This window comes from Lacisediminihabitans sp. FW035 (assembly GCF_054880895.1).
Genome location: NZ_CM142187.1, coordinates 2,827,439 through 2,850,921, shown reverse-complemented (window position 1 = coordinate 2,850,921; position 23,483 = coordinate 2,827,439). Strand labels below are relative to the sequence as shown.

At 68.0% G+C, this 23,483-nt stretch carries 23 protein-coding genes; 10 read left to right on the top strand and 13 right to left on the bottom strand.

The genetic code is table 11. From position 1 onward, the window contains the following. Positions 1–18: 18 nt before the first annotated feature. Positions 19–699, top strand: coding sequence for an SDR family NAD(P)-dependent oxidoreductase (locus ACVXZ4_RS13680; RefSeq protein WP_461795376.1), 681 nt, complete (start codon positions 19–21; stop codon positions 697–699). Between the two features lie 11 nt (positions 700–710). On the opposite strand, the gene ACVXZ4_RS13675 is transcribed toward ACVXZ4_RS13680, so the two are convergent. The 4 genes from ACVXZ4_RS13675 to ACVXZ4_RS13660 all read right to left on the bottom strand — a co-directional run bounded on the left by ACVXZ4_RS13675 (position 711) and on the right by ACVXZ4_RS13660 (position 4,837). Then, the gene (locus ACVXZ4_RS13675) at positions 711–1,625 is read right to left on the bottom strand and encodes a LysR family transcriptional regulator (protein ID WP_461795375.1); all 915 of its coding nucleotides are present in this window, start codon (positions 1,623–1,625) and stop codon (positions 711–713) included. Positions 1,626–1,891: 266 nt separating this feature from the next. Beyond that, the gene (locus ACVXZ4_RS13670; protein WP_461795374.1) at positions 1,892–3,034 is read right to left on the bottom strand and encodes an Mrp/NBP35 family ATP-binding protein; all 1,143 of its coding nucleotides are present in this window, start codon (positions 3,032–3,034) and stop codon (positions 1,892–1,894) included. Further along, positions 3,031–3,534, bottom strand: a complete 504-nt coding sequence (locus tag ACVXZ4_RS13665; protein WP_461795373.1) for a DUF1003 domain-containing protein — start codon at positions 3,532–3,534, stop codon at positions 3,031–3,033. Before ACVXZ4_RS13665 ends, ACVXZ4_RS13670 begins: the two co-directional genes overlap by 4 nt. After that, complete coding sequence (locus tag ACVXZ4_RS13660; RefSeq protein WP_461795372.1) at positions 3,518–4,837, bottom strand: magnesium transporter MgtE N-terminal domain-containing protein; 1,320 nt, start codon at positions 4,835–4,837, stop codon at positions 3,518–3,520. Before ACVXZ4_RS13660 ends, ACVXZ4_RS13665 begins: the two co-directional genes overlap by 17 nt. Before the next feature lie 46 nt (positions 4,838–4,883). Here ACVXZ4_RS13660 and ACVXZ4_RS13655 point away from each other — a divergent pair, with 46 nt between their 5' ends. Next, the gene (locus ACVXZ4_RS13655) at positions 4,884–5,369 is read left to right on the top strand and encodes a YflT domain-containing protein (protein ID WP_461795371.1); all 486 of its coding nucleotides are present in this window, start codon (positions 4,884–4,886) and stop codon (positions 5,367–5,369) included. Between the two features lie 18 nt (positions 5,370–5,387). Here the strand turns inward: ACVXZ4_RS13655 and ACVXZ4_RS13650 are convergent, their stop codons facing one another. Together ACVXZ4_RS13650 and ACVXZ4_RS13645 are read right to left on the bottom strand one after the other, a co-directional pair. Further along, positions 5,388–6,875 (bottom strand): aminopeptidase P family protein, encoded by a 1,488-nt coding sequence (locus ACVXZ4_RS13650; protein WP_461795370.1) that lies wholly within the window; start codon positions 6,873–6,875, stop codon positions 5,388–5,390. Positions 6,876–6,935: 60 nt separating this feature from the next. Then, the gene (locus ACVXZ4_RS13645) at positions 6,936–7,187 is read right to left on the bottom strand and encodes a hypothetical protein (protein ID WP_461795369.1); all 252 of its coding nucleotides are present in this window, start codon (positions 7,185–7,187) and stop codon (positions 6,936–6,938) included. A gap of 184 nt (positions 7,188–7,371) precedes the next feature. Here ACVXZ4_RS13645 and ACVXZ4_RS13640 point away from each other — a divergent pair, with 184 nt between their 5' ends. The 4 genes from ACVXZ4_RS13640 to ACVXZ4_RS13625 all read left to right on the top strand — a co-directional run bounded on the left by ACVXZ4_RS13640 (position 7,372) and on the right by ACVXZ4_RS13625 (position 10,078). Beyond that, positions 7,372–8,004: a TetR/AcrR family transcriptional regulator gene (locus ACVXZ4_RS13640; RefSeq protein WP_461795368.1), complete on the top strand. Its 633-nt coding sequence runs from the start codon at positions 7,372–7,374 to the stop codon at positions 8,002–8,004. A gap of 63 nt (positions 8,005–8,067) precedes the next feature. Further along, complete coding sequence (locus ACVXZ4_RS13635) at positions 8,068–8,424, top strand: GntR family transcriptional regulator (RefSeq protein WP_461795367.1); 357 nt, start codon at positions 8,068–8,070, stop codon at positions 8,422–8,424. Then, the gene (locus ACVXZ4_RS13630; protein ID WP_461795366.1) at positions 8,421–9,311 is read left to right on the top strand and encodes an ABC transporter ATP-binding protein; all 891 of its coding nucleotides are present in this window, start codon (positions 8,421–8,423) and stop codon (positions 9,309–9,311) included. The genes ACVXZ4_RS13635 and ACVXZ4_RS13630 overlap by 4 nt, the downstream gene beginning before the upstream one ends. Beyond that, positions 9,308–10,078 (top strand): ABC transporter permease, encoded by a 771-nt coding sequence (locus ACVXZ4_RS13625; protein WP_461795365.1) that lies wholly within the window; start codon positions 9,308–9,310, stop codon positions 10,076–10,078. The genes ACVXZ4_RS13630 and ACVXZ4_RS13625 overlap by 4 nt, the downstream gene beginning before the upstream one ends. A gap of 27 nt (positions 10,079–10,105) precedes the next feature. On the opposite strand, the gene ACVXZ4_RS13620 is transcribed toward ACVXZ4_RS13625, so the two are convergent. After that, entirely contained in the window at positions 10,106–11,119 is a 1,014-nt protein-coding gene (locus ACVXZ4_RS13620; protein WP_461795364.1) for an endonuclease/exonuclease/phosphatase family protein, read from the bottom strand. Positions 11,120–11,152: 33 nt separating this feature from the next. On the opposite strand from ACVXZ4_RS13620, the gene ACVXZ4_RS13615 reads away from it, so the two are divergent. Beyond that, positions 11,153–12,004: a PHP domain-containing protein gene (locus tag ACVXZ4_RS13615; protein ID WP_461795363.1), complete on the top strand. Its 852-nt coding sequence runs from the start codon at positions 11,153–11,155 to the stop codon at positions 12,002–12,004. Between the two features lie 137 nt (positions 12,005–12,141). Here ACVXZ4_RS13615 and ACVXZ4_RS13610 read toward each other — a convergent pair whose 3' ends face one another. Further along, the gene (locus ACVXZ4_RS13610) at positions 12,142–13,620 is read right to left on the bottom strand and encodes a DEAD/DEAH box helicase (RefSeq protein WP_461795362.1); all 1,479 of its coding nucleotides are present in this window, start codon (positions 13,618–13,620) and stop codon (positions 12,142–12,144) included. A gap of 191 nt (positions 13,621–13,811) precedes the next feature. On the opposite strand from ACVXZ4_RS13610, the gene ACVXZ4_RS13605 reads away from it, so the two are divergent. Continuing rightward, positions 13,812–14,531, top strand: a complete 720-nt coding sequence (locus ACVXZ4_RS13605; RefSeq protein ID WP_461795361.1) for a ferritin-like fold-containing protein — start codon at positions 13,812–13,814, stop codon at positions 14,529–14,531. A 138-nt stretch (positions 14,532–14,669) separates the two neighbouring features. On the opposite strand, the gene ACVXZ4_RS13600 is transcribed toward ACVXZ4_RS13605, so the two are convergent. The 5 genes from ACVXZ4_RS13600 to ACVXZ4_RS13580 form a co-directional block, all read right to left on the bottom strand. After that, on the bottom strand, positions 14,670–15,110 hold the full coding sequence (locus tag ACVXZ4_RS13600) for a VOC family protein (protein ID WP_461795360.1): 441 nt from the start codon (positions 15,108–15,110) through the stop codon (positions 14,670–14,672). Positions 15,111–15,797: 687 nt separating this feature from the next. After that, positions 15,798–15,971, bottom strand: coding sequence for a hypothetical protein (locus ACVXZ4_RS13595; protein ID WP_461795359.1), 174 nt, complete (start codon positions 15,969–15,971; stop codon positions 15,798–15,800). 47 nt (positions 15,972–16,018) lie between these two features. Beyond that, the gene (gene arr / locus ACVXZ4_RS13590) at positions 16,019–16,447 is read right to left on the bottom strand and encodes an NAD(+)--rifampin ADP-ribosyltransferase (protein WP_461795358.1); all 429 of its coding nucleotides are present in this window, start codon (positions 16,445–16,447) and stop codon (positions 16,019–16,021) included. Positions 16,448–16,475: 28 nt separating this feature from the next. Next, the gene (locus tag ACVXZ4_RS13585; RefSeq protein WP_461795357.1) at positions 16,476–16,766 is read right to left on the bottom strand and encodes a hypothetical protein; all 291 of its coding nucleotides are present in this window, start codon (positions 16,764–16,766) and stop codon (positions 16,476–16,478) included. 2 nt (positions 16,767–16,768) lie between these two features. Continuing rightward, the gene (locus ACVXZ4_RS13580) at positions 16,769–16,993 is read right to left on the bottom strand and encodes a DUF3107 domain-containing protein (RefSeq protein WP_409156974.1); all 225 of its coding nucleotides are present in this window, start codon (positions 16,991–16,993) and stop codon (positions 16,769–16,771) included. 121 nt (positions 16,994–17,114) lie between these two features. Between ACVXZ4_RS13580 and ACVXZ4_RS13575 the strand changes: the two genes are divergently transcribed. After that, positions 17,115–20,285: an ATP-dependent helicase gene (locus ACVXZ4_RS13575; protein ID WP_461795356.1), complete on the top strand. Its 3,171-nt coding sequence runs from the start codon at positions 17,115–17,117 to the stop codon at positions 20,283–20,285. Beyond that, positions 20,278–23,463, top strand: a complete 3,186-nt coding sequence (locus ACVXZ4_RS13570) for an ATP-dependent helicase (RefSeq protein WP_461795355.1) — start codon at positions 20,278–20,280, stop codon at positions 23,461–23,463. The genes ACVXZ4_RS13575 and ACVXZ4_RS13570 overlap by 8 nt, the downstream gene beginning before the upstream one ends. Positions 23,464–23,483: the final 20 nt, after the last annotated feature.

Here is a 23,483-nt window from a genome sequence, read left to right as displayed (position 1 = left end):
GGCCCCTAGGATCGCGCCATGACTGAGTTGAGTGGAGCCGTCGTGCTCGTCGTTGGGGCGTCCGGGGTGCTTGGCGGGGAGATCTCGAAGCGACTCGAGGCGGCCGGCGCGACCGTCGTCCGTGCCGGACGGAACCCCGGTCATCTCGGCGGACCGGACGCTTTCCTCGCCGACCTCACGGACGAGACAGCCGCAGCGGCCCTCATCGCGGCATCCCTCCGTGCGCACGACCGGCTCGACGGGGTTGTCATCGCCGCGGGCGTGGTGGCCTTCGGCCCCGCAAGCGCGGTCACCGACGCGACGCTGGATCGGCTGTTCGAGACGAACGCGCTCGCGCCCATCCGCCTCATCCGGGAGGCGGCAGCGCCCCTCGAGGCATCCGCCGCCGCCGGTCGGAAGCCGTTCGTCGTGACCCTGAGTGGAATCGTGGCCGAGTCTCCGACCGCGGGTCTCGCGGCGTATTCGGCATCGAAGGCGGCGCTCGCGGCCTTCGTGCAGGCTTCCGCGCGTGAACTTCGTCGCGTCGGCATCCGCCTGCTGGATGCCCGCCCGGGGCACACCGAGACGGGTCTCGCGACCCGGGCGATCGCCGGCACCGCCCCGGCTTTTCCCCCTGGCCTGGATCCCGCGGCCGTCGCGGAACGGATCGTGCGGGCGATCGTCGACGAGGAGAAGGATCTCCCGAGCAGCGCGTTCTGAGCTCCCGGCCCTCAGGCCTCGTGCTGGGCGGCGACTCCGGACGCCACATCGCGCAATGCCCGTACGACGAGACGCACCGATGGCCGCTCGGCGCGATCCGGTCGCATCAGCGCCGAGATCTGCCGGGTGGAACGGATGCCGGTGAGGGGCCGGGTGACCAACCCGTTCTCGTGGTCGCGCGTCGTGAAGCGCGGCAGGATCGCGATGCCGTGCCCGGTGGCCACGAGAGCCTCCACGATGCCGTTGTCGAGGAATCTCTGCCCGATGGTCGCCGGAACGCCCGTGATGGCCTCCAGCTGGCGCAGGATGCGGTCGTAGGGGAAGCCGAGAGGCACGCCGATCCAGGTGACATCGACGAGGTCCTTCGCCGAGAGGCTGGCCTTCGCCGAGAGGGGGTGACCCTCGGGCAGCGCGATGTCCAGCGGCTCGTCCATGAGCTTCACCACGGCGAGGCCGCGTTCGCGCCAGGACGGCATGAGCCCGGGAGCATCGGCGATCACGATGTCGAAGTCGGGGGTCAGGTCGGCGAAGTCCGGATGCAGCGGATCCTGGTCGCTCGCGATGAGCGTGAGGTCGGGGATTGCGGCGACCGCGTCGAGCAGCCCGGGGAGGAGCATCTGGCCGCCGGTCGGGAAGGTGGTGAGGGTCACCTCGCCGCGGGGGGAGAGCGTGAACTCCTTCCAGACGGCATCGGCGCGCTCGAGGGCGATCGCGACATCCGTGGCCGTCTGGGCGAGCATCCGCCCCGCGCCGGTGAGCACGATCCCTCGCCCGGAGCGCTCCGTGAGGGGAAGGCCTGCCTCGCGCTCGAGCACCTTGAGCTGCTGCGAAACCGCCGAGACCGTGCGGTTAGTCGCCTGGGCGACGGCGGTGATGCTGCCGCGTTCTGCCAGTTCGCGGAGCAGCTCGAGTCGATGCACATCCATGAAGTCAGACTACACAGTTAGTCCATTTCTATTTGATTGTGCTAAAGAGAGAACGGGTGTGGAATTGAAGCAATCAATCAATCGAAGTCTCACCAGAGGTCACCATGTTCGCCATCATCATCCCCGCCGCCATCGCCGTTCTCTCGGTCTGGGGCATCGCCGCCGCAATCGTCGTCAGCCTCCGCGACGGATACCGCCAGGCACCGACCCGCCAGGTCTGATCCCGGCCCTCAGGGCCACTGCCGGTCGAGCGAGCCCCGCAGAGGTCAGCTGACGCTGAGGCCGAGTTTGCGTCCCGCAAGCCCCCGGCCGCGGCGCGAGATCTGGTCCGCCACCGCCAGGATCGCGACGGATGCCGGATCCCGCGGGTCCGACAGCACGATCGGTACCCCCGCGTCCCCTCCTTCGCGGAGAGCGATGCTGAGCGGCACGGCGGAGAGTACGGGAACGGGCTGCTCCTGGCCCGCCGAGAGGCGTGCCGCGACAGCCGCGCCACCGCCCGACCCGAAGAGTTCGAGCACAGTGCCATCGGGCTGCACGAGTCCCGACATGTTCTCGATCACCCCGATCACGCGCTGGCCCGTCTGGCGCGCAACGGTAGCGCTGCGTTCGGCGACCTCCGCAGCCGCACCCTGCGGGGTGGTGACGACGATGACGTCGGCGTGCGGCAACAGCTGCCCGAGTGAGATCGCCACGTCTCCGGTGCCCGGCGGAAGGTCGAGAAGCAGCACATCGAGATCGCCGAAGTAGACGTCGGTGAGGAATTGCTGAATGGTGCGGTGGAGCATCGGTCCGCGCCAGGAGACGGCGGCATTGTCGTCGACGAACATGCCGATCGAGATCACTTTGACGCCGTAGTTGATGGGCGGAAGGATCATCTCGCCGACCTTCGTCGGCTTCGCGCCGGTGAGCCCGAGGATGCCCGGAATCGAGAACCCGAAGACATCCGCGTCGACGAGCCCGACCGACAGTCCGCGAGCCGCCAGCGCGACCGCGAGATTGGCGGTGATCGTGGACTTACCGACGCCGCCCTTGCCGCTCGTGATGGCGATGATGCGGGTGAGCGACTGTGGTCCGAACTGCAACTCGCGTGACCGTCCTCCGCGCAGTTTCTCGGTGAGCGCGCTTCGCTGCTCGCGGGTCATGATACTGACATCGACGTCAACCGAGGTGACACCGGCAACGGACGCCGCGGCCTCGCGGACATCGCGCTCGATACTGGCGGCGGCGGGGCATCCGACGATCGTCAGGGTGAGACCGACGGTGACGGCGCCCTTGGCGGTGCTGACGACGGATCCGATCATGTCGAGCTCGGTGATGGGCTTGCGGATCTCCGGGTCGATCACCCGGGAGAGGGCCGCGCGCACCCGCTCATCCACTCCGCCATTCACGCCGTCGACGATGCTCAACCGGCGGTACCGTCGGGCTTGCGCTCCTTCTCGAGCTCTTCGAGAAGGGCACGAAGCTCGGCGCGGATGAAGTCCTTCGAGGCGAGCTCGCGCACGGCGAGCCGAAGCGAGACGACCTCGCGTGCGAGATATTCCGTGTCGGCGAGATTGCGTTCGGCGCGCTGCCGGTCCTGCTCGAACTGCACGCGGTCGCGGTCATCCTGCCGATTCTGCGCCAACAGGATGAGGGGTGCGGCATACGAGGCCTGCAGCGACAGGATCAGGGTGAGCAGAGTGAAGTTCGTCTTGATCGGGTCGAACTGCGACCCGGCCGGGGCGTAGCTGTTGAAGGCCAGCCAAGCGACGACGAAGACCGTCATGCCCACGAGGAAGTACGAGGTCCCCATTGCACGAGCGAAGCCCTCGGAGAAGCGTCCTACGCGGTCCCGCCCGCCCATGCGGGGCACGAAACGATTGCGCAGGCCCTTCGGGGTGTCCAGGGAATCAGAACGACGGGCCACTTGACGACCTCCTTCCGGCAGAAGCGATTACGGGGATGCTGCTGGTGTCGGCATTCGCCGGCGCTGGATCGTCGTCGTCGTGACTTCGCCAGTCATCGGGCAGGAGGTAGTCGAGGACATCGTCAATGGTCACCACCCCGACCAGTCGGTGGTTGTCGTCGACAACGGGGAGGGACACGAGGTTGTAACTCGCGAGGGTGCGGGCGACCTCGGCGGCAGACGCGCTCGCTTTCACGGGCTCGAGCTTCTGGTCGAGCAGCGTACCGAGGCGTTCCATGGGCGGGTACCGCAGCATCCGCTGGAAATGCACCATGCCGAGGAAGCGGCCGGTCGGTGGTTCGTAGGGCGGAAGGGTGACGCACACCGCCGCGCCGAGGGCCGGCGCGAGTTCGTGGCGACGGATCAGCGCGAGGCCCTCCGCGACGGTCGCGTCGGCGGAGACGATGATCGGCTCCGGTGTCATGAGGCCGCCCGCGGTATCCGGGGCGTAGGCGAGCAGCATGCGCACGTCCTCTGCCTCTTCGGGCTGCATGAGGTCGAGAAGCACTTCGCCACGTTCATCGCTGAGCTGTGCGATGAGGTCGGCCGCGTCATCCGGCTGCATCTGGTCGAGCACGTCGGCGGCCCGGTCGTCGTCCAACTGGTTGAGGATGTCGACCTGCTCGCTCTCCGGCATCTCCTCGAGCACGTCGGCGAGGCGTTCGTCGCTCATCTCCTCTGCGACCTCGAGCATGCGCTGTTCCGGCAGGTCGAGCATGGCGTTCGCGAGGTCGGCGGGCAGCAGGTCCTCGTAGGTCGCGAGAAGCTGCGTCGCGGACTGGGCCTCTCCGGTGGAGCGCTCGCGCATGCCGGCCCACGGGGAGAACACGGTCTGGCCTTTGGCGAACGGCGAAGAACTCGTCTTCGGCCGACGAAGGAACAGCTCGTTGACGGCCCACTCGCCCGGACCGCTCTCCTCGATCGCGACATCCTCGATCGTCGCACTGCCCGTCTTGTCGACGAGGGTCACCTCGCGACCGAGCATCTCGGCGATCACCCGCACCTCGCCCCCGCGCTGTTCGAAGCGGCGCAGGTTGATGAGGCCGGTCGTGATGACCTGCCCGGACCCGAAGCTCGTCACGCGGCCGATCGACAGGAAGACCCGACGCTTGCCCGGAACCTCGACGATGAGGCCGACGACGCGCGGTGGTTCTTTCTGCCGGTAGACCACGAGCACATCGCGCACCCGCCCGACCTTGTCGCCGGCGGGGTCGAAAACGGAGCACCCGGCAAGTCGGGCGACGAAGACTCTTGCGGCGCTCACAGATCTAACTTAGACCTTGCGGATGCCCGGGGAGGATAATGGCGGCATGACCAACCAAAGCCCCCTCGCACCCCGTGGCCGTCTCATCCCGACCCTTCCGAAGGGCGACGTGCTCGGCACCTACGACACCTACTTCGAGGCCCAGGCCGTGGTCGATCGCCTGGCGAAAGCCGACTTCCCGGTGAAGCAGGTCGCGATCGTCGGAAGCGATCTGAAGACGGTCGAGAGGGTCACCGGAAAGCTCACCTACGGCCGTGCCGCCGGGGCCGGGGCGGCGAGCGGCGCCTGGTTCGGGCTCTTCATCGGCGTGCTCTTCACCTTCGGAGGCACCGGCACGGTGCTCCAGTACGTGATCGCCGCGATCATCATCGGTGCCGGATTCGGCGCGCTGTTCGGCATCGCCGCCACCGCGGTAACGCGGCGCACCCGCGACTTCACCTCCACCCACCAGGTGCTCGCGAGCCGTTACGAGATCGTCGTCGACCCCACCCTGCTCTCCAAGGCGCAGGACGTGTTGTCGCGCACCTCCTGACCACCGGCCGTCCGCGGCTCAGCGCAGCCAGGCCTCCACGTCGTCCGCGGTGCGGGGGATGCCGATCGACAGGTTCTCCGCACCCGCCTCGGTGACGAGGATGTTGTCTTCGATGCGCACACCGATGCCGCGGAACTCCTCGGGCACCGTGAGATCGTCGGGCTGGAAGTAGAGACCCGGCTCGATGGTGAAAACCATCCCGGCCTCGAGCACGCCGTCGAGGTAGAGATCTCGCCGAGCCTGCGCGCAGTCGTGCACGTCGAGCCCCAGGTGGTGGGAGGTGCCGTGCACCATGTAGCGGCGATGGAACTGGTTCTCCGGCTTGATCGATTCTTCGGCGCTCACCGGCAGGAAGCCCCACTCGGCGGTCTTCGCAGCGATGACCGCCATGGCCGTCGCATGGATCTCGCGGAATCGGATGCCCGGCCGCACGATCGCGAACGCGGCATCCGCTGCCTCCAGTACCGCTTCATACACGAGCCGCTGCGTCTCGCCGAAGACACCGTTCACGGGCAGGGTGCGCGTGATGTCGGCGGTGTAGAGGCTGTCCAGCTCGATGCCGGCGTCCATCAGGATCAGGTCCCCGGGCACGACGGGGCCATCGTTGCGGGTCCAGTGCAGGATGCAGGCGTGTGGTCCGGAGGCGGCGATCGTGTCGTAGCCGACCGCATTGCCCTCGGCGCGGGCTCGCCGGTTGAAGGTGCCCTCGACGAGTCGCTCACCGCGCTCGTGGGCCACGATGGCCTCCCGGTCGGCGATCACGTCGTCGAAACCCTTCTTCGTAGCCGCGACGGTCAGGCGCATCTGATCGATCTCCCAGGCATCTTTGACAAGGCGGAGTTCCGAGAGATCGCGGGCCAGCGTGGTGTCGTCGTCGTTCTCGAGGTTGTCGGACGCGAGGCTCCCCACATCCGCCGAGAGCAGACGTCGTCCGTCGACCTGGTCGGTGAGATCGCGGTCGCCGTCGCGCAGGATGACCGTGCGCCCGTCGACGGTGTCGAGAACCCGCTCGAATTCTGCGAGGTCGGCGGTGAGCAGGCCGAGATCGTGGGCGACGTGAGCGAGGGACGGGCGCGGCCCCGTCCAGAACTCGCCGATCTCGGGGTTCGCGTAGAACTCGTCCGAGTCACGGCCCGCGGCTTTGCGGAAGTAGAGCGTGGCCTCGTGGCCATTCGCCGAGGGTTCGAGTACGAGCACGCTACCGGGCACCGCGTCGCTCGCCCAACCGGTGAGGTGAGAGAACGCGGAGTGCGCGCGGTAGGCGTAGTCGGTGTCGTTGGAGCGCACCTTGGCTGCGCCCGCGGGGACGATCAGACGCTTTCCCGGGTAGAGCGCCGAGATCCGCTCTCGCCGCGCCGCAGCCCACGGCGATTGCGCCCTCGGCCGGGGCTTCGCCTCGGTGCGCTCGGCCCACTCACCCGAGATGTAGTGCTTGAAGGTGTCGGAGACGGGCACGGTGGAGCGGTTGGAGGTCGCGCGCGGCGCGGGTGCATTCTTGTCGGACATGCATCCATTCTCCACCGCGGCCCCGGCAACTGCCACGCCACGGTCGGGAGGGGCTGCGGTTCAGCTCGCCTGCCGGTGCGGATGCGCGCGAAGCCCGAATGGCCAGATCGGCTTCGGGGGCACGAGTGACTCCCGGCTGGCCGTCGAGCGGGCGACGTGCTCGAACGAGGAGACGGGCGCGGGGAGCTCTGAATCGTCGAGAGCCACCAAGGCCCTCGCGATGGTGGTGCCCTCCTGGTCGGGGGCTTGCGCGATGAAGCGCGCCTCGCCGGCGTCGGGGGAACTGTTGAGGATATCTTCGAAGCTCTTCATTGCTGTGTCCCTGCCTCTGCCTTCGTCACCTCTGACCCGGCTTGCTATATCCAAACAGAGACTGCACTGTCTTGTCTATGACGCGCCGCCCTCCTTGACGCCCGATGATCGATCGAGTATGAAGGCACAAGGATGTACAACAGGTCGGCTCAGACCCCGCAGACCTGATCGGGAGTGAATAGTCGTGGCACGCGCAATTTCAGACCCGACGTCCACAGCGGTCGGGTTGCGGGTGCGGGCCCCGGCTTTCGCGGAAACCCATGAACGCATCATCGACGCCAGTTACCGGCTCTTCAGCCGACGGGCGATCCGGGATGTCGCGATGGACGAGATCGTCGTAGCCTCCGGCGTCGCCAAAGCCACGCTGTACCGCCACTTCGCGACGAAGGACGATCTGGTGCTCGCCTTCCTCGCCCGCCGGGAGGTCGACTGGACCTTCGGCATCGTCGAACAGGGTGCCCGCTCCCGCTCCTCAGATCCCGAGGAGCGGCTCCTCGCCATCTTCGACGTCTTCGACGACTGGTTCCAGCGCGACGATTTCGAGGCCTGTTCGTTCGTGAACGTACTGCTGGAGATGGGAGCAGAGCATCCGCTCGGCCGGGCGAGCTCGGCGCACCTCGCCACCATCCGCGACATGGTCGGCAGGCTCGCCGCCGAGGCCGGGCTCGACGATCCCGCCGAGTTCGCGCGATGCTGGTACATCCTGATGAAGGGGTGCATCGTGCAGGCCGCCGAGGGCGACCGGGGCGCCGCTCGCCGCGCCCGTGGCCTCGGCGTCTTGCTCATCGCGGCGAATCGAGCAGACTCCGCTGCTTGACAAATCCCCTCTTGCCTGCTTGGTTAGTTACATAACCAACTAACCAGACGAGCGAGGGGGATCATGGACGACTCCCGGCCGATCTTCCAGCAAATCGCCGAGCAGGTGGAGAACGACATCATCGCGGGGGTCGTCACCGAGGAGTCGCAGGTGCCGTCGACCAATGAGTTCGCGGCGTTCTATCGCATCAATCCGGCCACAGCGCTGAAGGGTGTGAACCTGCTCGTGGACGCGGGAGTGATCTATAAGAAACGCGGCATCGGGATGTTCGTGGTCGCCGGCGCGAGAGAGCGCCTGATGGCGCGCCGACGTGACCAGTTCCTCGTCGAGTTCGTACGTCCCCTACTTTCAGAAGCCTCGAAGCTCGGCATCACACCCCAGCAGCTCAGCAGCATGATCGACAGGGAAGGCACGCCATGACAGCAGTCATCGAGGTCGAGAACCTCACCAAGCGCTACCGCGATGTGACCGCGGTGGATGCCGCTACGTTCGTCGTCGAAGAGAACACGATCCACGGACTCCTCGGTCGCAACGGTGCGGGCAAGACCACGATGATGCAATTGCTCACCGGGCAGGAGTTCGCCACGAGCGGCTCGATCAGCGTCTTCGGGGAGTCGCCGGTCGAGAATGCCGCGGTATTGCAGAACATCTGTTTCATCAAGGAAGGGCAGCGATATCCCGAGGATTTCCGGCCCCGCCATGTGTTCGCCAGCGCCCCATGGTTCTTCGCCAATTGGGATGCGACCTTAGCCGAACAGCTCATCGAGGAATTCCGGGTGCCGCTCAACCGCCGAATCAAGAAGCTCTCCCGCGGCCAGGTGTCGGCAATCGGGGTGGTGGTCGGACTCGCGTCCCGCGCACCGCTGACCTTTTTCGATGAGCCATATCTCGGCCTCGACGCCGTCGCGAGGCAGCTCTTCTACGATCGCCTGCTCGCGGACTACGCGGAGTATCCGCGCACCGTCGTTCTCTCCACCCACCTCATCGACGAAGTTTCGAACCTGCTCGAGCACGTACTCGTCATCGACGAGGGCCGCGTCATCATCGACGAGGACGCGGAGAGCTTGCGGGGGTCCGCGACGAATGTCGTCGGCCCGAAGGCATCCGTCGACGCGTTCCTCGCCGGTCGCGACATCCTGCACCGGGACGGCATCGGCGGGTTGGCGTCCGCGACGGTGGAGGGATTCTCCGCCGAGGATCGACGGGATGCGACCGCCGCCGGCCTCGAGCTCGCCCCGGTCTCGCTTCAGCAGCTCATCATCCGGCGCACCAGCTCGAGCGACAAGGAATTCGAGGCAGCATCATGACGACCACCGCATCGTTCGCGAGGGTGGTGCCCACGACGGCCGCCCAGCGCATCGGGCGCATCGTGCGCCTGCATTTCGCCAACCCGTGGGGCACTATCGTGCTGCCCTGGATCATCCTCGGCATCATCTTCGTCGCCAACCTCGCGATCTGGCTCCTCGTGTACTGGTCGGTGCAGGACGCCTCAGGCCGCACTGGAGTCTCGGACGGCATGCAGTACAGCGGCGCGAGCTTTTACATCTTCGTGTACATGCTCGTCGTCGCCATCCAGGCCATCAACGTGACCTTCCCCTTTGCACTCGGCTACGGCGTCACCCGACGGGACTACTACCTCGGCACGGCGCTGAATTTCGTGATCCTCTCCCTTCTCTACTCTGCAGGCATCACCGTGCTCTCGGTCATCGAGGACCTCACGAACGGCTGGGGTGTCGGTGGACGGATGTTCAGTGCCGTGTACTTCGGAGACAGTTGGCCCGTTCGCTTCTACATCTTCTTCGTCGCACTGCTGTTCTTCTTCTTCCTCGGGGCGCTGTTCGGGTCGATCTACGTGCGGTGGAAAGCCACAGGTATGGTGGCACTCTTCGTCGGGCTCGGCCTGGTGGGCGTCGGCATCGTCGCTCTGCTGATCCTCACCGACGGGTGGTCGGCAGTCGGGGCGTTCTTCGCTTCCGCGGGCCTCATCGGATCGATATCCCTGAGCCTGGTGGTCACGGCTCTCGCCGGCACGGCGGGATTCTTCGTGCTGCGGCGTGCCACCCCACGCGGCTGAGCTGGGACAGGGCTGATCTGGCACGGGTCAGGGCGTCGGCTGCAGCCGCACGACGATCGGCCGATGATCGCTGCCGGCTCCGTCGAGGTCCTGCACGACCCGCGCTCCGACGACCGACCAGGCCTTCGTCGTCATCACGTGATCGATGGGCGCCCCGAGCAGTGCCGGGGCAAAGCTCGGCCAGGTGCCGAACGCTGCGGCGTGAGCCCGGAGCGCGGCGTCCGTGCAGGCGCCGACGGTGGCGCCGGGGGTGGTGCCCAAGCCGGCCAGGTGGTCGAGCGTCGCGTTGAAATCACCGGCCAGGATCACATTCCCCGACGGGCACGCGCCCGCAAGCCAGTGCAGGTCGGAGTTCCAGCCCTGCAGCTCGCTGGGCTGCGGGGCGACCGCGTGGGCGGCGACGATCGTGGGACCGGATCCGTTGTCAGGCACCATGACGAGACTCGGCAGCGTCTCGGTGGAGCCGGCTGATTCGTCCAGGTGATAGATGCCGAGTGCGCTGCTGATCAGCACCGACGTCGACCGCGACTTCGAGACGAGCCCGTGGGCGACGGTGTGGGTGGTCATCGGCAGCCCGGCCGCGGTCATCAGCACCGCGACAGCCTTCGCCGTCTGCTCCGTGGTCTCGGGAAGGGAGACGATGTCCGCATCGGAGTCGATCGCCAGTTTCGCTATCGCGGCCGGTCCCGGGGCGTCACCGAGCGTGTTCCAGGCGACGACGGTGAGGTCGTTCGCCGCGCGAGCGGGGAGCGGCGTGCTGCCGAAACCGCGGCTGGAGAGAACGGCGGCGTTCAACAGCACGAAGACAAGCGCGAGGGCCGAGAGGGAGAGGGCGAGCCGCCGGAAGCGGGGGATAGCCGCCGCAAGCACCAGGAGCAGCACCAGGACCGCGGCGGCACCGATCGTCGCTGCCCCCCGGAATGCCACGAGCTGGGCGATCCCGGCGGATCGTTGAAGGGAGAACAGCTGCGGCCAGCCCAGCACGAGCACGGCCGCCGCCACCGCGATCAGAAGCACGGCGGCGAGCAGGCGGCGAAACATCGTAACCCAGACTAACCGCAATAGAGTTGCAGGATGCCCGCACCGATAGACCTGCACACTCACAGCAGCGTCTCCGACGGCACCGAAACCCCGACCGAGCTCGTGCGGGCCGCGGTAGCCGCCGGCCTCGGAACGGTGGCGATCACCGACCACGATTCGACCGCGGGCTGGCAGGAAGCCTTCGCTGCCGCATCCGGAACCGGCCTCACCGTGATCCCCGGCATGGAACTCAGCACGAACTACGGACCGGCGAGCGTGCACATGCTCGCCTATCTCTTCGACCCGGCGGACCCGACGATCATCGCCGAGACCGCGCGGATCCGTGACGGGCGGATGCATCGTGCCGAGCGCATCGTCGAACGGATCGCCGTCGATTACGACATCACCTGGGCCGATGTGCTCGCCCAGTCGGTGGACGGGGGCACCCTCGGGCGGCCCCACATCGCCGACGCCCTGGTGGCGAAAGGACTGGTGAGTGATCGCAGCGCGGCGTTCGAGAGCATCCTGCACTGGCAGAGCGGCTATTACGAGAAGTACTACGCCCCGTCTCCGCTCGAAGGTGTGCGGATGATCGTCGCGGCCGGAGGAGTACCGGTGCTCGCGCACCCGGCCACCCACGGACGCTATCGGGTGATCGAGGAGCGGGCGATCGCCGAACTGGTGCACGCCGGACTCGTGGGACTCGAGATCCACCACCGCGACAACACGGAAGACGGAAAGGTGAGGCTCTACGAGCTCGCCGCGAAGTACGACCTCGTGGTCACCGGATCCAGTGACTACCACGGCGAGGGCAAACCGAACCGTCTCGCAGAGAACACCACGGAGCCTGACGCGTTGGCACGCATCGTCGCGGCCGGTACCGGATCAGCTCCGTTTTACGGCTGACCCGACATTGCGGCCGACGGGCACCCGGTGATTCGACAGCAGCCGCACCCCGAATCATCCGAACTTCTGATGTTGGGGCGCCCGCGGACGGAGAGCCTGATGTCGAACGAGCCAGCTGCCCGGTGAGGCGTAGGTGCCTAGGCGGACGGCGGCGTGTTGCCGGCTCCGCCGCGGCGGGACCGGGTGCGACGACGACGCGTCGGCGAGGTGCCATCGTGCGTTCCGCCACCTTCGGCACTCTCGCGCACAACGTCGGTCGATCCCTCACGAGGGGGTCGTCCTCCGGTCGCACCGGCGGGACGGCCACTGTTCCGGCCGGTTCCGCCGTGATCGCCGGAGCGACCACCGCGGTCTCCGGTGCGGCTGCGGTCGCCGCCGCCATCACGAGAGCCGCCATCACGAGAGCCGCCACGGCCCCCGCGGTCGCCATCTGCCGGACGGGGCTCGCGCGCCCGAACCGGCCCGGCGGACGCGAGGCGCCCCTTGGTGCCTTCGGGGATGTCGAGGTCGGTGAAGAGGTGTGGCGACGACGAATAGGTCTCGACCGGCTCCGGCTGGCCCATGTCGAGCGCCTTGTTGATCGCGGCCCACTTGTGCATGTCGTCCCAGTCGACGAACGTGACCGCGATGCCGGTCTTGCCCGCGCGACCGGTGCGGCCGGCACGGTGCAGGTAGGTGTCGTCGTCGTCCGGAATGGTGTGGTTGATGACGTGGGTCACGTCGTTCACGTCGATGCCGCGGGCCGCGACATCCGTGGCGATGAGGATGTCCTTCTTGCCGGCCTTGAACGCCGCCATGGCGCGCTCGCGCTGCTCCTGGTTGAGGTCGCCGTGCACGGCGGCGGCATTGAAACCGCGATCGTTGAGCTCTTCGACGAGCTTGGCCGCAGCGCGCTTGGTGCGGGTGAAGACCACGGTCTTGCCGCGTCCCTCGGCCTGCAGGATGCGGGCGATGACCTCGTCCTTGTCCATCGAGTGGGCGCGGTAGACGACGTGCTTGATGTTGGCCTGGGTGCGGCCCTCATCCGGATCCGTCGCGCGGATGTGGATGGGCCGGTTCATGAAGCGACGAGCGAGGGCGACGATCGGCCCGGGCATCGTGGCGGAGAAGAGCATGGTGTGGCGGGTCGGGCTGGTCTGCGCGAACAGCTTCTCGATGTCGGAGAGGAACCCGAGGTCGAGCATCTTGTCGGCCTCGTCGAGCACCATCACCTTGACGTCCTTGAGCGAGAGCATCCGCTGGCTGGCGAGGTCGAGGAGGCGACCGGGGGTTCCGACGACGACCTGGGCGCCGGCCTTGAGCTGCTCGACCTGGCCCTCGTAGGCCTTGCCGCCGTAGATCGCGGCGACCTGGGTGCCGCGATTGGATGCTGCGAGCACGAGGTCTTCGGCCACCTGCACGCACAGCTCGCGGGTCGGCACGACGACGAGTGCCTTGACGCCCGGCTCGGGGTTGAGGCCGAGCGACTGGAGGAGGGGGAGCCCGAAGCCGAGGGTCTTACCCGTTCCGGTCTTGGCCTGGCCGATGATGTCCTGGCCGGCGAGCCCCATGGGGATCGTCTGCACCTGGATCGGGAAGGGGGAGATGATGCCCTTCGTGGCGAGTGCGTCGACCATGTCCTGGTCGATGTTGAGATCTGAAAATGTAGTGATGATGATGCCCTGTCTAAAAAGCGGCTACGCCCGCTTTGACCTGGGGCGTGCTGAGCCTCCACCAGAAATGGGAGGCATTACTCACAGTTTAGCCGCTTGCCGCTCCACTGGGGCTGTGGGGGCGGCTGGCGGCCTGTCGCGGATAGGCTGTGCGCGTGGTCTCCTTGTTTTCCCGACGCCCCCGGCGCACCGATGTCCCCCGGCTGAAGCCGCGACGCGAATCCGTTGCGCCGGTGGACCGGGTCGACCTCGCCGAACTGACACCGGAGCTGCTCCCCTACCTCGGACAGGCCGCCTATGTGCAGCTCGCGCTCTTCGAGACACTCAGCCACGCGGTCAGTGTCGCTCCCACGGCGGCTTCTAAAGTGGCGGTGAGTCGGGTCGCGGCCCTCGCTCTCGCCAAGCACCACGGCCTCGCCGCGGAGATCAAGAGGCTCGGGCACGAGCCAGGCCCGGCGATGGCCCCCTTCGCGGCCCGCATCGACGAGTACGCCCACACGACCCTCGGGGCGGACTGGTACGAGATGCTCGTGACGGCATATCTCACCGCCGGCCTCCTGGGGGACTTCCAGCTTCAGCTCGCGGCCGGGCTCTCCGCCGACGCCCGGGCACGCATCATCCCCCTCCTCTCCGGAGACGACGGGCACGCGCTGCTCGTCGACGAGCTGAGATCGGCCATCGACGCCAACCCGCGGCTGGCCTCGCGGCTCGCCATGTGGGGACGCCGCCTCGTGGGCGACACTCTGCTCATCGCCCGGTCGTCGCTCGCCAACATCGGCCACACGCGCCGCGACGAGGCACGGTTGGAGCCGGCATTCACCGAGCTCATCGCCTCGCACACCCGCCGGATGGATGCCCTCGGCCTGACCGCCTGATCTCCCGACCCGCCTGACCGCCCGACCCGCCTGACCGCCCGACCCGCCTGACCGCCCGACCCGCCTGACCGCCCGACCGCCCGACCCGCCCGACCCGCGCCGGCAGCTCGGCCCGCCCCGTCAGCTCGGCCCGCCTGGTCAGCCGATCTGTTCGGCGAGGGCGACGATGATGCCCGCCGGCCCGCGCAGGTAACAGAGTCGGAAGCTGCTCTCGTATTTCGCCACCTCTCCGAGGAGTTCGGCGCCGTGGTCGCGGAGACGGTCGAGGGCGCCGTCGATGTCGTCGACGGCGAACATGATGCGATGCAGGCCGAGCGTGTTGGGCGGCGGGTTCTCCGGCTCGGCGACGATCATGACGGGGGAGTGGTACTTGGTCAACTCCACCGCACTGTGGCCGTCGGGGGTGCGTATCATCGCGATCTCGCTGCGGATGCCGTCGAGACCGACCGTGAGGTCAGCCCATGGTCCCTCGATCTCGGCCCGGCCCTCCAGCTCGAGGCCGAGAGCTGCGAAGAAGGCGACTGCAGCGTGGAGGTCATCGACGACGATGGCGACGTTGTCCATCCGCTGAACTGTCATGTCGCCGAGCCTAGTGATTCGATAGGACGGCAAGCTCCGGACTAATACTCGCTATTTTGCTTGAGACATGATTCATGTGAATCGGGCCTGGGATTACGCCGCGACGCCCTTCCGTCCCATCGAGATGCCACTTTCTGTCCCCAAACCGCCGCGGAAGCGCAGAAATTGGCGTCTCGATGGACCTTTTTGCTTGCCGAAGACGGTCACGCGCACCGTCGACTTCGGGCGTCGGCACCCGCGGACTGTGCGTCGAGGGCGAACCTAGAAGAGAGGGAGGCGCTTCCATCCGCTCAACGAAGTCCACGTTTCGACGTCGAAGGTGAAGTAGCTGCCGAGCCCGGGCTGGTCGAGCGCTCGACTGATCGAAGATCCACTGAGGCTCGCCAGGAGAAGCGCGCCGACCCCGCCGTGACTGACGAAGGCGGTGGAGTTTGTGTGTCCGATCGTCGTGTTGCGTCGAATCGCATCAACGATGCGGGTCTGCGCATCTATTGCCCGTTCCCAGCTGCAGATAGAGCGCTGAGGTTCGCCGAAGAACGATTCGACCAACCTCTCGAATTCTTGGGGCGGAAGGTATCCGGTCGCGCTCCGATCGAGTTCCCCCGAGGGCGGGATCGACCTCAGCAGGGATGCTGAGGCCCGCGGCTAAGAGGGCCGCAGTATCCGTCGCCTTGCGTTCTGCACTGCTCAGGATGCGGTCGACCCCCGGCCTCGCATCAGTCCCGCTAGGCACCGCGCGCGGGCCGTTCCTGCGGCCGACAGCCCCCAGTGTTCGATGGGCACCACGGGGTCGATCACCACGGGGTCGATCACCACGGGGTCGATCACCACCTCGGGATGGGTGATGAAGACGCTGGGCACGCACCGAGAGCAACTGCCGCGACCGAGGTCAAGACGCTACCGGATCCCTAGTCGTAGATGACCGCGCGGCCCCGGCGCTGCAGATCGGCGAGACCGTCGCGCATCGCCTGCAGTTTCTCGGGGGAGTGCCCGACCCACTCCTCGAGCTCGCCCACGATCTCCACCGGCTCCCGCGTGCGGTACGAGCGGGTCGGATTGCCGGGGAACTTCTTGTCCGTGACGTTGGGGTCGTCTTCGAGGGTGCCCGTCGGCTTCACGATGTAGATCCGGCCCGGAGCGTCGCACACTGCCAGTTCGGCTCCCCACGCTGCCGCATCCAGCGTCTCGGTCAGGTACACGTAGTTGGTCGTGCGGCCCGCTTCGAAATTGGAGGTGCGACCGGGCGTCAGGAGGTCGCCGATCGACAGATCGGCTTTGGTCCCATGGAGCAAGGTGCCCGATTCGTGGACCTCGAAAGGAACGGGTTCGTTCGTCATGTGCGGGTGGTCAGGCGCGCGAACGAGATCACGCGCGGCTGAGCCGGGACAGCAGTTCGTTATCGCTGGCTGTGCGCTGGCGGCCGAGGAACACGCTCGCGAGCGCCGCGACGACACCCGCGGCCACCAGGCTCACCACCCAAATCCAGCCGCCGTCGAATTTCCAGCCCACCCAGGTGAGCGCGGCCCAGACGATGGATGCCACGATCGCTCCGATCGCCGGAACGAGGAGAGCCCCGTGGGTCTCACGCTGAGGCAACCCGTAGCGCGCGGCGAGGCCGAGGATGGCGCCGCCGAGCGTCACGAACAGCAGCTCCATGATCAGGCCACGAAGCCGACGCGACGGGACTCTTCCGACCCGATCTCGAGGTAGCCGAAGGTCGCGAGGGGAACGACGTAGACGTTGCCCTTCTGGTCGACGAGCTTGAAGAATTTGGCGTCAGAGGCCAGGGCCGCGGTGACGATGCCCTCGACATCCGCCGCCGACTGCGACGACTCGAGGTTGATCTCACGGGGGCTGTTGGTGATGCCGATTCGTATGTCCACGTGCCCAGATTACGACAACTGAGGCGGCGCGATTCTCCCCGTTCTCTTTGGGCGCAACGAGTGGCTGCACCGAAGCGCGCCCCGGCTCGGGGATGTCACCCGGCCGCGCTACCTTGGGTCGATGGCGATCACCGGGTTCCGCAGGGCGACGCCGGCGCCGCGGGGGAGCGGGCAGGACGAGGTGCACGCGGATTCCCCCCACCCGGATGCGTCCCAGCTGGATTCTTCCCAACGGGAAGTGCTCGCCCTCGCGGACGAATCGTCCGCCGCAGTCATCGGGGCACCGGGCTCCGGGAAGACAGCGACGCTCATCGAGCTGGTCGCCCACCGCGTCGAGCGCCGCGGCTTCGCGCCGGAAGACCTGCTCGTCCTCACCTCGAGCCGCACGACGGCGACGCGGCTGCGCGACATCCTGGCCCTCCGCCTCGGGGTGCCGACCAACGGGCCGATCGCCCGCACGGTCAACTCCCTCGCCTTCGAGATCGTCGGCAATGCCGCCCGCGCCGCCGGGGTCGATGCTCCCCGGCTCGCGACCGGTGGCGACCAGGACAGCGACATCGCCCAGCTCATCGACGGAGACATCGAAGACGGCACGGGTGCGCGCTGGCCGGATCAACTCGGGCCGGAGGTGCGTCGCCTGCGCGGATTCCGCACGGAATTGCGCGAGCTGCTCGGGCGCGCGACGGAATACGGAGTCACCCCGCAGCGACTGCGTGAACTCGGGGCGCAGCGCGACCGGCCGGAATGGGTCGCTTCCTCCGACTTCATCGCGGACTACCTCGCGGTAGTCAGCAGCTCCCGAAGCACCCAGCTCGATTCCACGGAGCTCGTTCAATTCGCGATCGCCGCGCTCGGGAGGGGCGAGGGCGGGACATCCGTCGACAGGCTGCGCCTGGTGATCGTCGACGACCTGCAGGAGGCGACGCGATCGACGATCGGTCTGCTGGCCGCCCTCGCCGCCCGGGGCGTGTCGGTGATCGCCTTCGGGGACCCGGATGTCGCGGCCAACGCCTTCCGCGGAGGAGAGCCGGACGCCCTCGCCAGGCTCGGGGTGCTGCTCGATCTCCCGGGACTCTCCACGCTCACCCTCTCGACCGTGCACCGCCAGGGCGAGACCCTTCGCGGGTTCACCCGCCGGGTCACCGAACGCATCGGCACGGCGGGGGTGTTCGCGCAGCGGGAGGCGCAGGCGGCGGTCGACGATGAGAGCCCCTTGGTTCCGGTGCTGAAGATCCTCGCCGAGAGCCCGGCGCGCCAGTGGGCGGCGATCGCGCGCCAGCTGCGGGAGCGCCATCTGCTCGACGGCATCCCCTGGAATCGACTTGCCGTGATCGTGCGCAGCGGTGCACTCGTGCCGCAGATCGCTCGTGCTCTCGCCCTCGCCGAGGTGCCCACCCGAACGTCGGTCGGTGGCCGCGCCTTGCGTGACGACCATGCCGCCCGCGCCCTCCTCACGGTGGTGGATGTCGGGGTCGGCCGCACTCCGCTCGACTCGGAGATCGCTGCGGGGTTGCTTCTCGGTCCGTTCGGCGGTCTCGACAAACTCGCCGTTCGTCGGTTGCGCCTCGCACTGCGCGCGGAGGAGCTGGCAGGGGGAGGTCGCCGATCCAGCGACGAGCTGCTCGTCGATGCGCTCGGGGCGCCCGGCCGATTCGCCACGATCGATCATCGGGTCGGGCGCAATGCCGATCGGCTTGCCCGAACTCTCGCTGCCATCGGAGTCGCCGCGACCGACGGCGCCACCATCGAGGAGCTGCTCTGGCTGGCCTGGGATCGCAGCGGTCTCGCCCCGGAATGGTTCGCCCGTGCGACGAGCGCGGGCATCGCCGCCGACGAGGCGAATCGCGACCTCGACGGTGTTGTCGCGCTCTTCACGGCGGCCAAGCGATTCGTGGAGCGCCAGCCCGGCACCGCCGCCGGAATCTTTCTCGATGGCGTGCTCGATGCGGAGGTGCCGGAAGACACGCTCTCGCCGCAATCGCTCTCCGATGCGGTGCTGGTCACGACTCCCTCGGGTGCGGTCGGTCTGGAGTTCGACGTGGTGGTCGTCGCAGCACTGCAGGACGGAGTCTGGCCGAACCTGCGCCTGCGCGGATCGCTGCTCTACCCGCAGGAACTCGTGCGCGTCATGACCGGGCTCGGCGACGTGCCCCTCGACGAACGACGGCAGGTGCGCGATGACGAGCTGAGGATGTTCGCGCTCGCGGTCTCCCGCGCGCGCCGCCAGGTGATCCTCGCCGCGGTCGACAACGAGGACGAGTCGGCCAGCGTGCTCTTCTCCCTCGCGCCGGCGGATGCGCCGACAGTGGACACCGCCGCGCTGCGTCCACTGTCATTGCGGGCGTTGACCGGCCGACTGCGGAGAGAGCTCGCCCAGGAGAGGCGCACCGGGGCGGAGCGGGCCGCCGCGGCATCCGCTCTCTCGCGGCTCGCTCTCGAAGGTCTGCCCGGCGCCGACCCCGCGCACTGGCACGGGCTCGTGGAGGTGTCGTCGACGGACCCGGTCTTCGCGGCGGATGAGCAGGTGCCGGTCTCCCCGTCGCGGCTCGAGGCCTTCGAGGACTCGCCGGTGGACTGGTTCATCGACTCCGTCTCCGGCACCCAATCGAGCACCGCGATGGGGCTCGGCACCATCGTGCACTGGGCGATGGAGACGGCCACGGATTCGAGCGTCGAGGCAGTGTGGGGAGCCATCGAGACCCGCTGGAGCGAGCTCGCGTTCGAATCCCCGTGGCTCGCCGAGCAGCAGAAACGGGCGGCCCGGGTGCTCGCCGCCGGTGTCGCCGAGTATCTGGCCGACTTCGAGCGGGCCGGCACGACGCTCATCGGTGCCGAGAGCCGGTTCTCGATCGACCTCGACCGCGCGACAGTGAACGGATCGATCGACCGGGTCGAGCGCGCCGCCGACGGTTCAGTCGTGATCGTGGACCTGAAGACCGGCACACCCATCGTCACGCAGTCGAAGATCGATGAGCATCCGCAACTCGGCACCTATCAGCTCGCCTACGTGCAGGGCGTTCTCGACGAGTTCCTCGATCAGCTCGGTGAGCACCGGTCCGGGGGAGCGAAGCTGCTCTTCGTCAAGAGGGGCACTCGCGGCAAGCTCTATCGAGAGGCGAACCAGGCCGCGCTCGACGAGGAGCAGCTCGAGGGATTCCGCACCCGCATCCGGCAGGCGGCGATCGGCATGGCCGCGGCGGCCTTCGACGGTGCCCTCGACCTCGATGCGTGGGGAGCCTTCGACGTCGGCGCGAAGAAGCTGCATCGCGTGAGGTCGGTGGCCAGTGACTGAGTCAACGATCTCGGCGGACGCGATCGCCGACGCCCTCGGGATGCCTCGCCCCACCGCCCAACAGAGGCGGGTGATCGAATCCCCGCTGGCGCCCGGGCTCGTCGTCGCCGGCGCGGGAAGCGGAAAGACCGAGACGATGGCCAACCGGGTGCTCTGGCTGCTCGCCAACGGGCGCGTGAAGGCCGGTGAGATCCTCGGCCTCACTTTCACGCGCAAGGCCGCCGGTGAACTCTCCGCCCGCATCCGCGAGCGCATCGCCCAGCTGCACGGAGCCGGTCTGCTGGCGGATGACTATGACGAGTTCGATCCTCCGACGGTGGCCACCTACAACTCCTTCGCAAACCGCATCTATCGCGACAATGCCATCCTGCTCGGTCGGGAGAGCGACGGACCGGTACTCGGCGAGGCGTCGGCCTGGCAGTTCGCCCGCACGATCGTGGTCGGCTCGACCGACGAGCGCCTGCCGGGCCTCGACAAGAGCGTGGATTCGGTGACGAAGGCCGTGCTCTCCCTCGCCCACGCGGTGAGCGAGAACCTGGCGGACCCGCAGGATGTCGCGGCCTTCGCCGCCAGGTTCGCCGCCCTCGTCGAGCTCCCGCCGGGCGGCCGCGGAGCCTACGAAGACGTCGTCGCGCTCGCGAGGACCGTCGGAGCCCTTCCCGTGCTTCTCGACCTCGCCGCGAAGTTCGCCGAGACGAAGGCCCGGCGCGGATTCGTCGAGTATTCCGACCAGGTCGCGCTCGCCCTGACGATCGTGCGCGAGGTTCCCCGGGTCGCGGACGAACTGCGCGAGCAGCACCGGGTCGTGCTCCTCGACGAGTACCAGGACACCAGTGTGGTGCAGACCTGGCTGCTCTCCGAACTCTTCGCCGGCCTGCCGGTGATGGCGGTCGGCGACCCCAATCAGTCGATCTACGGATGGCGCGGGGCGAGCGCCGCGAACCTCGACGGGTTCGCCCGGCAGTTCGGCGCGGCACCGGAGGGGCACTTCGCACTCACGACCTCCTGGCGAAACGGGCACGACATCCTCGCGGTGGCGAATGCGATCGTGGAGCCGTTCCGGGACACGGACGCCGGGACGGTGGTGGATCGACTCGAAGCCGGACCGTCGGCATCGTCGGTGCCCGTGAGGGTCATCGTCGAGGAGACCCTGCCCGAGGAAGCGGAGGCTGCGGCCCGCTGGCTGAAGGAGCGCCTCACGGTGCCGTTCGGGGTGACTCCGCCGACCGCCGCGATGCTGTTCCGCGCGCGGAAGACCCAGGGTGCGTTCATCGAGGCGCTCCGGAAGAACGGCGTGAAGTTCCACGTGCTCGGGCTCGGCGGTCTCATGGCAGAGCCCGAGATCGCCGACCTGGTCTCCGCGCTCGCCGTGGTGAACGATCCCACCGCGGGTTCGGAACTCGTGCGACTACTCGCCGGGTCACGCTGGCGCATCGGTGCCAAAGACCTGCACAGCCTCGGCAGGGTGGCCTCCTGGTTGCGGGATCGGGACTACGCCCAGCGGGCGTTCGACGACGACGTCAAGGAGGCGCTGCGGGCATCCGTCGCGGACGCCGAGGGGGGATCGATCGTCGACGCCCTCGACTTCATCGCCACCGCGCGCCCCGGGCACAGCCAGCTCGAGCGCTTCAGCGAAGTGGGGGTCGAGCGCCTGAGGGATGCCGGCCGCACGTTCGCGCGGCTGCGAGCGCGGGCGGGACTCGACCTCCTCGACTTCGTCACCTTCGTTGAGCAGGACCTGCAGCTCGACATCGAGGTCGCCGCCAACGAGACGCGGTCGGTCGGCGCGGCGAACATGGAGGCGTTCTTCGACGCGCTCGGAGGGTACCTCACCGTCGACGACTCGGCCAGCCTCGGTGGTTTCCTCGCCTGGCTGCGAGAGGCCGAGTGGCGTGACAACCTCACACCCCGGCCGGAGGACCCGGAGCCGGGAACGGTGCAACTGCTCACGATCCACGGCTCCAAGGGGCTCGAGTGGGACCTGGTCGTTGTGCCCCGCCTGGTCGAGGGCGAGCTTCCCGGCTCGCCGCGTGAGGGATCGAACGGGTGGCTGGGATTCGGGATGCTTCCCTACGACTTCCGCGGGGATGCGGCGGAACTGCCCTCCTTCGACTGGCAGTCCCCGAGCACCCGCAAGGAGCTGCTCGACAGCCAGAAGACGTTCAAGGCGGAGGTTCGCGCGCGACACGACGATGAGGAGCGGCGGCTGGCCTACGTCGCGGTGACACGCGCTCGGCATTCGCTGCTGCTCACCGCCTCGTTCTGGGCGACCCAGGCCAGTGCCCGACGCCCGAGCCCTTTCCTGCGTGAGCTCGAGACCGCGGGCGTGATCGGCGAGCTGCCGCTCGAGAGCGAGCATGCCGAGAATCCGCTCGGGGGTGAGGCGAACCTGTTCCGCTGGCCGATGGATCCCCTCGGCGGCCGGCGCGCCGTGGTCGAGCGAGCGGCCGAGCTCGTGCGGGCGGCCATTCCCGGGGCCGAAGGAGGCTGGCAGACGGAGCTCACCCTGCTGCTCGAAGAGCGGCAGCGCCGGATCGACGTGACCGGGCTCGTCGAGCTCCCGACCAGGGTGTCCGCCTCGCGCTTCAAGGACTTCGTGAGCGAGCCGGCTGCCGTAGCGGCATCACTGCGTCGACCGATGCCGGAGCGGCCCTATCGCGCCACCCGGCTCGGCACGATCTTCCACCGGTGGGTCGAACAGCGCTACGGCGTGCACGGCACCGCCGAAGAACTGGATGCCGCCCCCCTGGAATTGGACGGCGGTGAGCGGGATTTCGAGACCTCCGACGCCCTCGACCCCGCCGGTCTGGCCGAGCTGAGGGCCACATTCGAGCGCTCCGAGTTCGCCACCCTCACGCCGGAGGAGGTGGAGATCGAGATCCACCTCGTGCTCGACGGCGAGGTGATCGTCTGCAAGCTCGACGCGGTGTATCTGGTCGATGGGCGGTACCGCGTGGTGGACTGGAAGACCGGCAAGGCTCCCCGGGATGCCGCGGACCTCGAGTCGAAGCAGCTGCAGCTCGCCCTCTACCGGCAGGCCTTCGCGGAGTGGAAGGGTATCGACCCCGAGCTGATCGATGCGGTGTTCTATTACGTGACAGACGACCGCGTCATCCGTCCGGAACGCATCTACGACCGGGACGAACTCGTGGCGCTCTGGCGCACCGTCGCCCACTGACCGCGCGGGCTTCCGCACCG